Below are 14,017 nucleotides of genomic sequence, written 5' to 3' on the forward strand. Positions count from 1 at the left end.
AAAAAGTCCGATTTCTGATTTGGAAATCGGACTTTTTGTTATTAAAACTTTTCTAAAACGATTTTCCCAATAGTACTTCCGCTTTCAAGCAGTGCATGTGCTTTCTTTACGTTTTCAGCTTTAATTGGTGTTAATGTTTCGTTTAGAGTAGTCTTTAAAATGCCTTCATCTAATAGTTCGCTTACTTTATTTAATAGTTCGTGCTGCGTAATCATATCGCCAGTTTCATACATCGCTTTTGTGAACATAAACTCCCAAACGAGTGTAGCACTTTTACTTTTTAAAATACTCATCTCAAGAGGATGTTCATTTTCTACGATAGAGCAAATTTTTCCTTGTGGTTTAATGAGCTCACATATTGCTTGCCAATGTTGATCTGTATTGTTTAAGCAGAAAATATAATCTACATCTTTTAGCCCAAACTCTAATATTTGATCTTGTAAAGGTTGGTGATGGTTAATGATATAATCGGCACCGAATTTTTCAACCCAGTGTATCGTTTCAGTGCGGGATGCAGTTGTGATTACATTTAATCCAGCCCATTTCGCAAGTTGAATTGCAATCGAGCCAACACCACCAGCTCCGCCAATAATTAAAATGTTTTTGAATGTATTCTCATCTTTTTTATTATAATCAATGCCCAAACGTTCGAATAAACCTTCCCACGCCGTAATAGCTGTTAAAGGAATTGCTGCAGATTCCGCATTACTTAACGTTTTTGGTTTTTTACCAACGATTCTTTCATCAACTAAATGATATTCACTATATGTACCTTGCCTCGTAATGCTTCCAGCGTAAAACACTTCGTCGCCTTCTTTAAATAACGTACAACCTTCGCCAGTTTGCACGACAACACCACTAGCATCCCAGCCAAGTATTTTCGCCACATCTTCTTTTTTATCTTTCGGAGAGCGAACTTTTGTATCAACTGGATTAACGGAAATTGCGTTAATTTTAACGAGTATATCTCTTCCTGTAGCAACAGGTCTTTCAACTTCAATATCAATTAAACTGTTTTCCTCTTCAATAGGTAAGTATTCATGTAAACCAATTGCTTTCATCTCTAATCCCTCCATTAAAGTAAGAATCATTTACTTCTTTTATTATAGATGTTGAAATGCCATTATGTAAAAAAGTACACTCTTTTTTATTTATATTGCAATGAAAGTGTAGAAGGAGTTTGTTTCTAAAAAGCAGAATCATTTACTGTGTTACTTTATCGCAAACTAAATGTAAAGGTGGATACATAATGACAGTAAAGAAGCTTTATTTCGTCCCAGCAGGTCGTTGTATGTTAGATCACTCTTCTGTTAACAGTACATTAACACCAGGGAAATTATTAGACTTACCGGTTTGGTGTTATCTTTTGGAGACTGAAGAAGGACCTATTTTAGTAGATACAGGTATGCCAGAAAGTGCAGTTAATAATGAAGGTTTGTTTAACGGTACATTTGTCGAAGGACAGGTTTTACCAAAAATGACTGAAGAAGATAGAATCGTGAATATTTTAAAGCGCGTTGGTTATGAGCCGGAAGACCTTCTTTATATTATTAGTTCTCACTTGCATTTTGATCATGCAGGAGGAAATGGCGCTTTTATAAATACACCAATCATTGTACAGCGTGCTGAATATGAGGCGGCACAACATAGTGAAGAATATATGAAAGAATGTAAATTGCCCAATTTAAACTACAAAATCATTGAGGGGGATTATGAAGTCGTACCAGGAGTTCAATTATTGTATACACCAGGACATACTCCGGGGCATCAGTCGCTATTCATTGAGACAGAGAACTCTGGTCCAGTGTTATTAACAATCGATGCATCGTATACAAAAGAAAATTTTGAAGATGAAGTGCCATTTGCGGGATTTGATCCAGAATTAGCTTTATCTTCAATTAAACGTTTAAAAGAAGTTGTGATAAAAGAGAAGCCAATTGTTTTCTTTGGGCATGATATAGAGCAGGAAAAGGGATGTAAAGTGTTCCCTGAATATATATAGTGCAAAAAGTCATGAGCTCACTTGCTCATGACTTTTTCGTTTAGATAATTTTTTTAAATAAGTTATAAACTTTTTTGGAACTGTCTTCATTTAATTGATAGTACGTAAGGTTTACATCATCAAGAGTATCTTGCTGAGCGATCATTACTTCACTACTGTGATGATCAACTACCCAAATGAAATATTTTTTATAAGTTCCATCCTCGAAAGTAATCCACATATCACAATCTATTAAATCTGATCCTTCTTCATCTAATGTTAATTTTCCTTTTTTGGCGGTATCCATACTGTTAATGAATGTTTTTAATTCATCTGTTTTTGTGAGAAAGATATCTTTTTTTGTTTTAATTGACTCGACATGTATATCTTTTATTTCCTGCTTTCCTAAAAAGACAGGGGGCTCATTTGGGTCTCTTTGAGTTGAAATGATAGTAGCCTTCTTCTTTGGCTTATTTGCTGTATAGAAGTCTTGAATAGATTTCCCAAAGTTGAAAAACCATACGATACCAAAAATAATCAATACGCTACCGAGCAGTAAAATGATTTTCTTAATAGAATATTCTCCTCTCTATTACTTCGTATAAAGAGCTTTTCTATTAATATATGATAGGTAAGCGTAAAGTATTATAGTTGAACTTGGTTATTCTGCACAGTTTTAACAGGGCGATCTACGAGTAAATTGTAAGTTAGCCCAATTAGTACGAAAATGCCACCGACAACTTTTCCCATTGATAGTTCGTGTGACAAGATGAAATCAATGATAGTCCCCGCAAATAATTGTCCGATAAAGATGAGTAACGTTAAATAAAATGCTGATATTTTAGGCGTAATATAGTTCGATAACGAGATGACGATAACGCCTACTAATCCGCCTAAGTAAACAGCGATAGGAATAGATTGCAACGTATGGCTAGGAATATAAAATGAATCTGAACTGAAAATTAAAAATAACATAGAGAAAAATAATCCAGTAATATAATTAAAAAACGTGCCTTCCCAATTTCCAATCTTCGCTGCTAAATTCGCGTTAATAATTCTAGCAACAACGATAGAAACACCAGCTAAAATAGCGATAGTAATATATAACATTTTCTTGCCTCCATTAATAAATTGTCATGATTATAATTCCGGAAGAGATGAAACATAATCCAATTAGTTTTTTCTTTTCAAACTTTGCAACTTTCATTCCTAATAAGCCGAAATGGTCAATAACGATGGAAGCGATAGATTGACCGAGTAAACTTAATGCGATCGTAATAGAGGCACCAAGGACGGAGAAACTTATATTATTAAAAAGAACAGTGAATACTCCAATCGCACCAGCGCTATATAAAAAAAGTGGAATGCTTTTATCAAAATAAATTTTATTTTTGTTAATGATTAAAATGAAGATAACTGCAATTAAACCGACAAGGTGGATGACAACGCTCGCTGTGTACTTGCCAATTAACTCAGATAAAATCCCATTCAATGGAAGCATAACGGCGATGAGCACACCAATAAAGACAGAAAGAAAGTTATACAATGTAATATCCCCTTTGTATTTCATATTTGTAATGACTGTATCACGTTGAAATTGTGTATTACTATGACATATGTCATAGTGGAAGGAGAAAATTTTGATTACAATGGGGAGTAGTTGTAAAGGCGGGGGAACTATGAAGAAAGTATGTAATTCAATTAAATTAGCAAATTATATGAAACAAAATAATATTGATTCATTTTTTAGTCATGATATGAAACCGTATATGGAACTCATATTTTTTAAAAAGAATGAGTTTATTTGTAGAGAAAATGAAGAGATAGATTGTTTATTTTTCTTCGTTGAAGGAAAAGCGAAAGCGTTTAATACATTAAGTAACGGGAAATCTGTATTGCTATGTTTTTATGATAGTTTGCAGCTGTTAGGAGATGTGGAGTTAATTCATTCTCAAAAGACTGCTTCAAACGTACAAGTAATGGCAGATTCATATTGTGTTGGTTTACCTTTAGGAAAAGTGAGAAATCAACTATTTCATGATGCGAAATTTTTACGATGTATTTGTGGATCGTTAGCACATAAGTTAAATCGACTTTCAAAAAATAGTACAATTAATTTACTATATCCACTTGAAAATAGACTTGCGAGTTACATGTTAGCAGCAGGGGAACGAGCGGTGCAGCACGGAAATCGAATTGTATTTAGTGGGAATTTAACAGAGACAGCTGAATTGTTAGGAACGAGTTATCGACACCTATTACGTACATTAAATGTTTTTTGTGATAAAGAGATTATAAAAAAGAACAATGGTTGCTTTGAAGTAGTGAATGTTGATGTTTTGAGGGAATTGGCGGCAGATGTTTATAAATAGGAGGAGATAATAAATGATTACACCTATATTTAGAATTTTTGATGTTGAAAAAGCAAAGCTATTTTACTTAGATTTTTTAGGGTTTAAAATGGATTGGGAACATCGGTATGAGGAACATATGCCATTATATATACAAATTTCGTTACATGATGCTGTAATACATTTATCAGAACATCATGGGGATGCTTCGCCAGGCGGTGCGATTCGCGTGAAAATAGAGGGGTTAAAAAGTTATTATACTAGTTTATCAAGTAAAGATTATGCCTATGCAAAACCTGATATAGAGAGCACACCGTGGGATACAATGGAATTAACTGTGATTGATCCGTTTTTTAATAGAATTATATTTTATGAGGAGAGGGTCTAGGATTAGCACTACTAAGCCTTTATTAGATTGACCTGGTGAGTTAATGGCTTGGCGAATAAAATAATGAACTACTCGTGGAAATATGGAGCAAAAAAATAGATCAGTAGCAGCGACTACTGATCATCCATATGTACATGAATTAGGAGAGGTCAAACATTTATTAACTTTATTATAATAGATTTTTATAAGAATAAAAACTGAAAATTCTAATTTTATGTTGAGAAAGTTTTTTGTATCGAAATATATAAAAGAATAGGGGTTTTTAGTAAAAGGAAATATGATATTTATATTTTAATAAATTATGATATAGTTTATTAAGAATAGATTACATAAAATGTTATTTTGTTACATATTTAGGAAGGGGGGATTGTTGTGAAGTTTGATGATCAACGCCTACTAGGAGTACGATTAGGTTCTATACTTGTAACAGAGGAGAATCAATATTTAGTAATTAAGAAAAAAGATCATTATGCACTTTTAAATATACATAATTTAGAATGCACACATGTTGAAGTGCAGCTAGAACATATTGAAGAAATGTTGCAGGAAGATTTCCAAGAAAGTATAACGGAGATTATCGCACCAGAACATATAAAAATTGTTGCGAAAAATATAATATAAGTAAAGAAGCTGGAAGGAACAGCTTCTTTCTTTTCATTATAAGGATAACGTTTTTAACACTTCACCAATAATCCCTTCCATTTGATGAACACCTAAGTCAGTGTTAGTCATTATAACAGCACCATTACCTCGGTATGGATAGCATATCATCATACATTGAAATCCCACGCCCCATCCAAGTGAATGCATTTGTAAGTCTTCGTTAGAATCATCTAGAAAGATACCTAATCCAGTCCATTTTGAACAACCTTGAGGAGAAAGCATATCTTGTACTAATTTTTGAGCAAGTTTTAGTTTGCCCTTTCCTTGTAAGGAATGAATGATTTCGATAACTAAAGCTGATAAGTCTGTTGGTGTTGTCCAAATACCTGAAGCGGCTGCGAATGGATAAAATGGATATTTTTCATCTGTGACAATCCCATCCTTATTATGCCTACAAGCAAAGGCCTCCATTTTATTTATATCTTCAGGAGGGAATAGCATACTATTTTTCAGTTGCAGTGGCTGAAAGATATATTCTTCAAGTAAAAGGTTAAATGGTTTTCCAGTTATATCTTCAAGTAGTAATTCGATAATACAAAAGTTTGCATCAGAGTAGTGAAATTCATTTTCTGATTTATAAGTTATTTCTATCGGTACTGAACAATATGATGTTTTACCAGCAAGGATTTCGGACATGCTTGGTCGCCCTTGTGCAAGTGTATAATGCTCAAAACTATTAGGAGGATCAATAATTCCAGATTGGTGACTTAATAAATTTCGTAATGTAACTTTTGTCTGTGAGGTAAATAGATTGGTAGGTATGTTCCAAGATGTAAGTCTATCATTTACGTCTTCATCTAAATGTATGATTTCTTGATCTGATAACGTTAGTACGAGCATTGTAGTGATGAATTTACTAATTGAACAAGAGTTGAATATAGAATTCGTAGTGATAGTTCTAGTTGTTCCAGATTCAAGTGTTCCAAAAGCAGCGACTTTGTCTAGTGTACCATCACGTATAACGGCAAGGCTTAAACCTGCAACGGAATATTGGTTCATTTTCTCGTATATATTGTTACTTTTTAAGTTCATAGTGACTCCTTTCTTTAAAAAGACAGAATGTTAGTTCTATTGTACAGTAATAAATAGAGAGAATGAGAGAAAAAGAAAAAACTTCATCTTTTATCGATGAAGTTCTTTTAGTTAATTCGAAGTGAATGCTTTAAAAAATTTGTCTCGGTACATGTACATTAACCATGAGGCTGTTAGTAAGGAAATAATGCTTACTTTGTTTTTAATTGGCGCATTGAAAACAAGCCAGCCAACGATATCAAATAATAAATGTAGTGCAATTGAAAGAACTACAAATTGTAGTAACGTATTTAAAAATCTTTTCATAAAGTGTCCCCTTAAAATAAAAAGTTTTATCAACAGTGTTGTATAATTACTATTATACATTAAATGTGTTTCATGGTAAAATTTACATAAGATAGTGAAATAAAACAAATGAAAGCTAATAGGGGGGATAGTCATGGGATTTTGGATGATCATACCGATAGCGGTCTTTGGGTTTATTTATATTGTTGAGAAATTAAATAAAATCGAAAAGAAAACGGATGCACGTTTAAAGAGGATGGAAGATAGATTACAGCTAATTACGAAAGAAATGGGAATTATAGATAGAGAACCTGAAATTAATAAAGAGTTACGCCAGCTTATGGAAGAAGGAAAAACAGTTACAGCAGTTAAGAGAGTAAGAGAGGCTTTTGGGTTTTCTTTACTAGAAGCGAAGCAATATGTTGATAAATTATAAAAAAGATCATCCATTTGGGTGATCTTTTTTCAATGCACCATGCGTGTATTTACATAAGCCGCGATTATAACGTGTCCAATTATAATGATAGGAAATAAGATTTTGGCATTAGGAGTAGTGAAGACACTACCGATTGTCGCAATGACACCAGCAATTAAATTATAAAGACCTACTATTTTTGATAATTTTATTTTATCAGGCACACGGCGTTCGTTAAATCCTGATAAGAGCCAAGTGTATTGTTTTACTCCGATGAAATAAGCTAGTGCAAATGAAATGATTGCTACTATGAATAATGATGGTGAAGCGAAGAGAGTCATTGTAAACACCTCCGTTAATGGGCTATAAATAAATTATAGTATGAATGTTATAATTTAACAAAATACAATTTTGATTTTAAATGTAATAGAAAAATGAAGTATTTGTGATGAAGGGAGATTAAGTATGAATATTGTGGAATTCCAGAGATATGTATCAAATTTCAGTAAAGAAAAAGGATTTCAAGATACAACAATTGAAGAGCGTATAATGTATGCAATGACGGAATTAGGTGAACTAGCGGAAGTCATATTAAAGCGTGATAAAATGCAAGATGCAAAAAAAGAAATTGGGTTAGAAATATTTGATGTAATTTGGAATGTATGTGATTTAGCAAATAAATTAAATATTGATTTAGAGAAGGCGTTTGAAGAAAAAATGAAAATTAATAAAAATCGTGAATGGTAAGTAGAATTTTAATTTGTAAAAATGGGTGATATGAATGAAAAAGAAGCTTTTTATAGGAGGAATCTTTACCTTAATTAGTGTAATAAGTGTTATCGCTTACTTAGTTTTTCAAGGCATATTCATTCCGAATCAAATAAGTGCTGATAAGTATGAAATAAAAGGTGTAGATGTCGCATCGTATCAAGGGGATATAGATTGGAGAGAGTTGGAAAAGCAAAATATGAAGTTTGCGTTTATAAAGGCTACTGAAGGAAGCTCGTTTGTGGATGAGTACTTTTCAAAAAATTGGACGAGTGCAAATAAGACAGGTATGCGCATCGGAGCGTATCATTTTTTTAGTTTCGATAGTAAGGGTGAAACACAAGCAGAGCAATTTATACGAACTGTTCCAAAATATAAACAAGCACTGTCCCCCGTAATTGATGTTGAGTTTTACGCTAACAAAAAAGATAATCCGCCTAAGCGTGAAGATGTTACGAAAGAGTTGTCGGTCATGATTGAAATGCTAGAAAAACATTATGGTAAGAAAGTAATATTGTATGCAACACAAGAAGCGTATGATTTATATATAAAGGGTGCGTATCTAAAATGTGATATATGGATTCGTAGTGTTCTTACAAAACCAAGTTTATCTGATGAGAGAAACTGGACATTTTGGCAATACACGAACCGCGGGAAATTAAGCGGTTATAATGGAAAAGAAAAGTATATTGATTTAAATGTGTTTTATGGGAATGAGGAAGAGTTTGAGAATTATGGAATGGAAGATTAAGTTTTAAAGTGTACAAAATTTTGTACACTTTTTTTGTTAATTACATAAAAATATGCAAATGAAGATGGAACAAACATTTGAGATGAATTGTCTAATATAGGTAATAACTATTTAGCTTGAAAGAAAGGGTTGATAACATGAAAAAGAATACGTTGTTAAAAGTAGGATTATGTGTAAGTTTACTAGGAACAACTCAATTTGTTAGCACAATTTCTTCTGTACAAGCATCACAAAAGGTAGAGCAAAAAGTAATAAAAAATGAGAAGGGAACCATTTCAATATCTCAGTTAAACAAAAAGGTATGGGTTCATACGGAGTTAGGTTATTTTAATGGAGAAGCAGTTCCTTCGAACGGTCTAGTTCTTAATACTTCTAAAGGGTTAGTACTTGTTGATTCTTCTTGGGATGACAAATTAACGAAGGAACTAATAGAAATGGTAGAAAAGAAATTTCAGAAGCGCGTAACGGATGTCATTATTACACATGCGCACGCTGATCGAATTGGCGGAATAAAAACGTTGAAAGAAAGAGGCATTAAAGCGCATAGTACAGCATTAACTGCAGAACTAGCAAAGAAAAGTGGATATGAAGAGCCGCTTGGAGATTTACAAACAATTACGAGTTTGAAGTTTGGCAATACAAAAGTAGAAACGCTCCATCCAGGGAAAGGACATACAGAAGATAATATTGTTGTTTGGTTGCCACAATATAAAATTTTAGCTGGAGGCTGTTTAGTGAAATCTGCGGAAGCAAAAGATTTAGGAAATGTTGCGGATGCATACGTAAATGAATGGTCTACATCGATTGAGAATGTGCTGAAGCGATATGGAAATATAAATTCGGTAGTACCTGGTCATGGAGAAGTAGGAGACAGAGGATTACTTTTACATACATTGGATTTATTAAAATAAGAAATTGTAGAAATACAAAAGAGAGGAGAAATAATTTTCTCCTTTCTTTCTTCTAACTATATTTAAATGCTGAATCTGTCGATTACGCCAGCATGTATTACTGAGATTTTAATTCCAAGTATACAAATACTAGAACTGTCATAATTGCTATAACAACATAAGTAGCATCAAGCATTATAAGTGTTTTTAAAGTTTCAGTCATTCTAATTCACCCCTGTTATAAAAATATAACATGATCTTTTTATTGATTAGATAAGAGATCATAAAGATAAAATGTATATGAAATTTCTTAAGTAGTTTCTATATAAATATATCATATAAATAATGTAAGTGATGTTAAGATAGTGTAAATGTATTGTAAATAAAAGGCTTTACAATAAAGGCTTTAATAAAAAATGATAGTTCCTTAAAATAAAAAATACGCTATTCTTTCTATTGAATGATAGAAAAGGATGGCGTTTTTGTATGTCTATTTTCATATGTGATGAATTGCAACTATTTGTATAAGGATTCAAAAAATTTTCGTTGTATATATTTCTCCAAATTAATTATTTAGCTATTTAAAAGTATCGAAAGATGTGTGCACACTAATGTATATTTTTTAGTGTCAATAAAAATATTATGTCAACAATATGAACTGTCACAAATCTTTATATATTATTGTGATTGATATCACATCACTTTTTTTCAATGGGTATTATGCTTAAGGTGTAATGAATGATTGGGAGAGGGTGGGATGATATGTTTTGTTATCAATGTGAACAAACGCCAACAGGCGGATGTAAAGTAATGGGTGTTTGTGGTAAGAATGAAACGATTGCGAGTTTACAAGATACGATTGTGTTTGGGCTAAAAGGAATTGCAGCTTATCGCACACATGCTGCTCAGCTAGGGTATACGGATGCATTTGTAGATGCTACAACACAAGAAGCTTTATATATGACATTAACAAATTCTAATTTTAACGAACAAGAGCATATTGATATGGCTATGAAAGTTGGGAAATCAGCTTTACGGGTGATGGAGTTATTGGATGAGGCACATACGAATCATTTTGGTGTGCCAGAGCCTGTACAAATTACACAAAATCGTGTAGAAGGTAAAGCAATTGTAGTTACGGGTCATAATTTATTTGCATTAGAAGAACTATTAAAGCAAACAGAAGGAAAAGACATTAATATTTATACGCATTCTGAAATGCTACCAGCACACGGATACCCGCAGCTGAAAAAATATAAACATTTAAAAGGAAACATCGGTAAGGCATGGTATGATCAAAGACGCCTTTTTGAAAAATTTACGGGTGCCATATTAGCTACAACGAACTGTGTTATGCCAATTAAAGGCTCGTACTCTGATCGATTCTTTTCATATGACATTGCAGGTTTAGAAGGTGTACAAAAAATTGAAAATGATGATTTTACACCATTAATTCAAAAAACGCTAGAACTTCCAGAAGTACATATGGAGTCGGATGAACAGTTAGTTACAGGGTTTCATCATAATACAGTATTATCATTAGCTCCAGAAATTATTGATGCAGTAAAAGAAGGGAAAATAAAGCGTTTCTTTGTTATCGCCGGTTGTGATGCACCGGGAAAAGGCGGAGAATATTATCGTGAATTAGCAACGTCACTTCCGCCAGAAACGGTTATTTTAACAACTTCTTGCGGGAAATTCCGCTTTAATGATGTGGATTACGGTGTTGTACCTGGCACGGAAATTCCGCGTTACATTGACTTAGGACAATGTAACAACTCCATTTCTACAGTGAAAATAGCGGCTGCTTTAGCAGATGCTTTTCAATGTGAAGTGAACGAATTGCCAGTAAGTATTGTCCTATCATGGTTTGAACAAAAAGCAGTTGCCATTTTGCTCGGGCTATTTAGTCTTGGAATTCAAGATATTCGCATCGGTCCAAAGGCTCCTGAATTTATTTCACCTGGCGTGCTTGATGTATTACAAGAAATATTTGGTTTAAAACTAATTACAAATGCAGCAGAAGACATGGCTATGATGTTATCGTAACGGAAAAGATGTTTTCACTTAATTGTAGTTTTATAAATCATTTGTATGTGTGTGAGTAAACGTACATACAAATGATTATTAATAAAGAAAATCTGCTATATCTATAAATTTTATAATTTTATAAAGCTTTTAAAGTGTAACACCACATGCCCATCACCTTAAGATTTTAAGTATCCCCAAAACGAAATTTCTACATGAATATCTATAATTTTATCTCTTTTTCATTTGATTTGAAAATAAGCTTTCTATTTTTAAAAACCAACGATACCACCTCAAATTATATGAATAAAATCCATTCATTTATTAGGAAAATGGATTGAAAATAATAAGGTAGACTAAAAAGTAAAATATTATTTATGATAATCATTCTTTTATAAAATTTAAATTGGAAATAGCCCTACTCATTTTCAAAATGGAGGGGCTTTTTTTACTGTAAAATCAATATCTGCAGCTTATTTTTGTTGAAAAAATTCTCATTCTTATTTTGATAGTGATATGGGTACATATACATGCCCATCAATCTTTTATTATGAAGTAGCCCTTGAATATATTGTTTTTTATTGACAGACATAAAAATGATTCATTTGCTGTATTGATAATTTATAGACGTTATAATAAAATGTTTATGTATATGCAAACTTAATTTATTTTTGTTTGGTTTTATTGGGAGGTTAGGCAGTGTTAATAACAATAAAATAATGGATATATCACCTGCAAAAAGAATGAAACCAATACGGAGAAGATGATTTCGTTAAAAATTCGAAAAATAAGCATTATTAGCTCTTGAAGAAAAATGACTAGAAAAATTACAAGCATATGGAAAATAGGGTTATACAAAAAGTCCTAAAGGGGGACGGAATTATGGAGAAAAGAAAGTATTCAGTAACACCACAAGATCGAATGAATTATGTATTAGGTCTTTATTCTGCAGATCAACAAATTAATGCAGTTCTTTATTTTCCTGTAGGTATATCCAAGGAAATACTTGAAGAATCAGTAAGGATAACGTTGCAATTGCAACCAGTTTTGAACAGCCAGTTTGTAGAAAATGATATTCCTTACTGGGAGGAACATTCATCTGACACTAACTCATCTATTTGCTTTTTTGCAGAAGGAAATAATCAAGAACTTGAAATAATGGCAATAGATTTTATTAAAGAACCTGGTGATCGTATACAGGGGCCTATGGTTCAAACGAAATTATTACGGGGCACTACAACAGATATGTTAGTTGTGAAATTATCTCATCTATGTTCAGATGGTGCAGGAGTCAAGGAATATATTAAATTGCTTGGAACAATATATACGCACCTTTCATTGGGACGGTCTAAGAAGCAAATTATAAAGGAATTTGATGAGGGAAATGAGAGTTGTCGAGATCAATCACATGTATTCAAATACGCTGGAATATCGGACATAAAAAGTGCGTATCGTCCTAACCAAGAACAACAGGCATCGTTATGGTCTTTTCCATCTCAACCTAACAAAAATAAATTTCCCCAAATGTCCGTACGGCGATTGAGCCATGAGCAAACTCTACGTTTAACCCAATGGACAAAAGCACAACAGGCTACCTTGAATGATGTAATCATGACTGCATACTTCCGAGTTTTATCACATTTCACTGTGTATGCAGAACCTCGCACTGCAGAAAAAATGATTGGCTTGACAATTGATTTACGTCGATATCTGCCTAATAATACAACTGGTGCTATTTGCAACTTATCCGGTATGGAAATGCCAGTGATTAAAATGGAAGACGATGAAACATTTAAGCAGACTCTTGTTCGAGTTAAACAATCAATGGATAAAATAAAGTCTCAAAATCCAGGTCTTTCTTCAGCAGCAGGAATGGAGCTACTGGCAGAAATGAAGCTATCTACAGTGAAGGAAATGTATAATCAGCAATATGAACAGGCTGTACAGATGGGGATGGCGTTGCCATTACTGACAAATTTGGGAGTAATCGCTGAGGAACCTATTCAGTTTGGTCAAATTCAAGCTGAGGATGGGTATATGGCATCACCTATTATGTATGCACCATTCTTTTCAATGGGAGTAAGCTCTTATAATGGAAGACTTACATTTACGATTGGTTATCATGCGCCGGATACATCAAAAGAAAAGGTAGAAAAATTTTTAGATAGTGTTGTTAATCAACTATCAGAAATAAAATAAAAGAGAATATAGAGAACAAATTTCTAACAGAATTGTATTTTAGGGGCTCGTATCATGTACGGATAATCTCTGGGAATTTTCTCTGACCGTACTTGCCTTTATGCTTTATATGCAATGGGAATGGTAGTGAGAAACAATTTGTATCGTGAAAAAACAAGATATATCGGTATGAAAACAATAAAGCAGTGCTGATTTAAATTACACTTTGAATCAGCGCTGTTTTACTAGTTTGATGGCCCTTACAACAAAAAAAGGAGACTGTATCC

17 protein-coding genes are annotated in these 14,017 nt (G+C 32.9%); 10 read left to right on the plus strand and 7 right to left on the minus strand.

Features of this window, described 5'->3' with window-relative positions; translation table 11 throughout:
* Window positions 1-41 precede the first annotated feature (41 nt).
* On the minus strand, window positions 42-1,061 hold the full coding sequence (locus tag C4S65_RS03645) for a zinc-binding alcohol dehydrogenase family protein (protein ID WP_000643748.1): 1,020 nt from the start codon (window positions 1,059-1,061) through the stop codon (window positions 42-44).
* A gap of 188 nt (window positions 1,062-1,249) precedes the next feature.
* Here C4S65_RS03645 and aiiA point away from each other — a divergent pair, with 188 nt between their 5' ends.
* Window positions 1,250-2,002, plus strand: a complete 753-nt coding sequence (gene aiiA, locus C4S65_RS03650) for an N-acyl homoserine lactonase AiiA (RefSeq protein ID WP_000216613.1) — start codon at window positions 1,250-1,252, stop codon at window positions 2,000-2,002.
* Between the two features lie 40 nt (window positions 2,003-2,042).
* Here aiiA and C4S65_RS03655 read toward each other — a convergent pair whose 3' ends face one another.
* From C4S65_RS03655 to C4S65_RS03665, 3 genes are all read right to left on the minus strand, one after another.
* Window positions 2,043-2,537 (minus strand): hypothetical protein, encoded by a 495-nt coding sequence (locus C4S65_RS03655; protein WP_061666682.1) that lies wholly within the window; start codon window positions 2,535-2,537, stop codon window positions 2,043-2,045.
* An 89-nt stretch (window positions 2,538-2,626) separates the two neighbouring features.
* Window positions 2,627-3,091: a DMT family transporter gene (locus C4S65_RS03660; protein WP_000965801.1), complete on the minus strand. Its 465-nt coding sequence runs from the start codon at window positions 3,089-3,091 to the stop codon at window positions 2,627-2,629.
* Window positions 3,092-3,104: 13 nt separating this feature from the next.
* Window positions 3,105-3,551: a DMT family transporter gene (locus C4S65_RS03665; RefSeq protein WP_002096403.1), complete on the minus strand. Its 447-nt coding sequence runs from the start codon at window positions 3,549-3,551 to the stop codon at window positions 3,105-3,107.
* 109 nt (window positions 3,552-3,660) lie between these two features.
* Here C4S65_RS03665 and C4S65_RS03670 point away from each other — a divergent pair, with 109 nt between their 5' ends.
* The 3 genes from C4S65_RS03670 to C4S65_RS03685 all read left to right on the plus strand — a co-directional run bounded on the left by C4S65_RS03670 (window position 3,661) and on the right by C4S65_RS03685 (window position 5,341).
* The gene (locus tag C4S65_RS03670) at window positions 3,661-4,353 is read left to right on the plus strand and encodes a cyclic nucleotide-binding domain-containing protein (protein WP_042973379.1); all 693 of its coding nucleotides are present in this window, start codon (window positions 3,661-3,663) and stop codon (window positions 4,351-4,353) included.
* Window positions 4,354-4,366: 13 nt separating this feature from the next.
* A complete protein-coding gene (locus tag C4S65_RS03675) occupies window positions 4,367-4,720 on the plus strand; it encodes a glyoxalase superfamily protein (RefSeq protein WP_000632415.1) in 354 nt (117 codons plus the stop codon).
* A gap of 372 nt (window positions 4,721-5,092) precedes the next feature.
* Window positions 5,093-5,341, plus strand: coding sequence for a hypothetical protein (locus C4S65_RS03685; RefSeq protein WP_000666937.1), 249 nt, complete (start codon window positions 5,093-5,095; stop codon window positions 5,339-5,341).
* A 36-nt stretch (window positions 5,342-5,377) separates the two neighbouring features.
* On the opposite strand, the gene C4S65_RS03690 is transcribed toward C4S65_RS03685, so the two are convergent.
* Both C4S65_RS03690 and C4S65_RS03695 read right to left on the minus strand, forming a co-directional pair.
* A complete protein-coding gene (locus C4S65_RS03690) occupies window positions 5,378-6,415 on the minus strand; it encodes a serine hydrolase domain-containing protein (protein ID WP_061666681.1) in 1,038 nt (345 codons plus the stop codon).
* 111 nt (window positions 6,416-6,526) lie between these two features.
* The gene (locus C4S65_RS03695; protein ID WP_000819648.1) at window positions 6,527-6,721 is read right to left on the minus strand and encodes a hypothetical protein; all 195 of its coding nucleotides are present in this window, start codon (window positions 6,719-6,721) and stop codon (window positions 6,527-6,529) included.
* A 133-nt stretch (window positions 6,722-6,854) separates the two neighbouring features.
* Between C4S65_RS03695 and C4S65_RS03700 the strand changes: the two genes are divergently transcribed.
* Window positions 6,855-7,136, plus strand: coding sequence for a hypothetical protein (locus tag C4S65_RS03700; RefSeq protein WP_000508172.1), 282 nt, complete (start codon window positions 6,855-6,857; stop codon window positions 7,134-7,136).
* Window positions 7,137-7,165: 29 nt separating this feature from the next.
* On the opposite strand, the gene C4S65_RS03705 is transcribed toward C4S65_RS03700, so the two are convergent.
* On the minus strand, window positions 7,166-7,456 hold the full coding sequence (locus C4S65_RS03705; protein ID WP_098223811.1) for a DUF3784 domain-containing protein: 291 nt from the start codon (window positions 7,454-7,456) through the stop codon (window positions 7,166-7,168).
* A gap of 124 nt (window positions 7,457-7,580) precedes the next feature.
* Between C4S65_RS03705 and C4S65_RS03710 the strand changes: the two genes are divergently transcribed.
* The 5 genes from C4S65_RS03710 to C4S65_RS03735 all read left to right on the plus strand — a co-directional run bounded on the left by C4S65_RS03710 (window position 7,581) and on the right by C4S65_RS03735 (window position 13,751).
* Window positions 7,581-7,862: a MazG nucleotide pyrophosphohydrolase domain-containing protein gene (locus C4S65_RS03710; protein ID WP_061666679.1), complete on the plus strand. Its 282-nt coding sequence runs from the start codon at window positions 7,581-7,583 to the stop codon at window positions 7,860-7,862.
* Between the two features lie 34 nt (window positions 7,863-7,896).
* Complete coding sequence (locus C4S65_RS03715; protein ID WP_103945135.1) at window positions 7,897-8,634, plus strand: GH25 family lysozyme; 738 nt, start codon at window positions 7,897-7,899, stop codon at window positions 8,632-8,634.
* Window positions 8,635-8,771: 137 nt separating this feature from the next.
* Window positions 8,772-9,545, plus strand: a complete 774-nt coding sequence (bla2, locus tag C4S65_RS03720; protein ID WP_000742484.1) for a BcII family subclass B1 metallo-beta-lactamase — start codon at window positions 8,772-8,774, stop codon at window positions 9,543-9,545.
* 741 nt (window positions 9,546-10,286) lie between these two features.
* The gene (gene hcp, locus C4S65_RS03730) at window positions 10,287-11,573 is read left to right on the plus strand and encodes a hydroxylamine reductase (RefSeq protein ID WP_097960728.1); all 1,287 of its coding nucleotides are present in this window, start codon (window positions 10,287-10,289) and stop codon (window positions 11,571-11,573) included.
* Window positions 11,574-12,434: 861 nt separating this feature from the next.
* Window positions 12,435-13,751, plus strand: coding sequence for a condensation domain-containing protein (locus C4S65_RS03735; RefSeq protein WP_061666677.1), 1,317 nt, complete (start codon window positions 12,435-12,437; stop codon window positions 13,749-13,751).
* Window positions 13,752-14,017: the final 266 nt, after the last annotated feature.

The sequence above is a fragment of the Bacillus sp. ok061 genome (assembly GCF_900108285.1).
Lineage (GTDB): Bacteria > Bacillota > Bacilli > Bacillales > Bacillaceae_G > Bacillus_A > Bacillus_A thuringiensis_S.

Coding starts and splice junctions, on each gene's coding strand:
- C4S65_RS03645 (WP_000643748.1), bottom strand. CDS start 1,061: ATGAAAGCAATTGGTTTACATGAATACTTACCTATTGAAGAGGAAAAC.
- aiiA (WP_000216613.1), top strand. CDS start 1,250: ATGACAGTAAAGAAGCTTTATTTCGTCCCAGCAGGTCGTTGTATGTTA.
- C4S65_RS03660 (WP_000965801.1), bottom strand. CDS start 3,091: ATGTTATATATTACTATCGCTATTTTAGCTGGTGTTTCTATCGTTGTT.
- C4S65_RS03665 (WP_002096403.1), bottom strand. CDS start 3,551: ATGAAATACAAAGGGGATATTACATTGTATAACTTTCTTTCTGTCTTT.
- C4S65_RS03670 (WP_042973379.1), top strand. CDS start 3,661: ATGAAGAAAGTATGTAATTCAATTAAATTAGCAAATTATATGAAACAA.
- C4S65_RS03675 (WP_000632415.1), top strand. CDS start 4,367: ATGATTACACCTATATTTAGAATTTTTGATGTTGAAAAAGCAAAGCTA.
- C4S65_RS03690 (WP_061666681.1), bottom strand. CDS start 6,415: ATGAACTTAAAAAGTAACAATATATACGAGAAAATGAACCAATATTCC.
- C4S65_RS03695 (WP_000819648.1), bottom strand. CDS start 6,721: ATGAAAAGATTTTTAAATACGTTACTACAATTTGTAGTTCTTTCAATT.
- C4S65_RS03700 (WP_000508172.1), top strand. CDS start 6,855: ATGGGATTTTGGATGATCATACCGATAGCGGTCTTTGGGTTTATTTAT.
- C4S65_RS03705 (WP_098223811.1), bottom strand. CDS start 7,456: ATGACTCTCTTCGCTTCACCATCATTATTCATAGTAGCAATCATTTCA.
- C4S65_RS03710 (WP_061666679.1), top strand. CDS start 7,581: ATGAATATTGTGGAATTCCAGAGATATGTATCAAATTTCAGTAAAGAA.
- C4S65_RS03715 (WP_103945135.1), top strand. CDS start 7,897: ATGAAAAAGAAGCTTTTTATAGGAGGAATCTTTACCTTAATTAGTGTA.
- bla2 (WP_000742484.1), top strand. CDS start 8,772: ATGAAAAAGAATACGTTGTTAAAAGTAGGATTATGTGTAAGTTTACTA.
- hcp (WP_097960728.1), top strand. CDS start 10,287: ATGTTTTGTTATCAATGTGAACAAACGCCAACAGGCGGATGTAAAGTA.
- C4S65_RS03735 (WP_061666677.1), top strand. CDS start 12,435: ATGGAGAAAAGAAAGTATTCAGTAACACCACAAGATCGAATGAATTAT.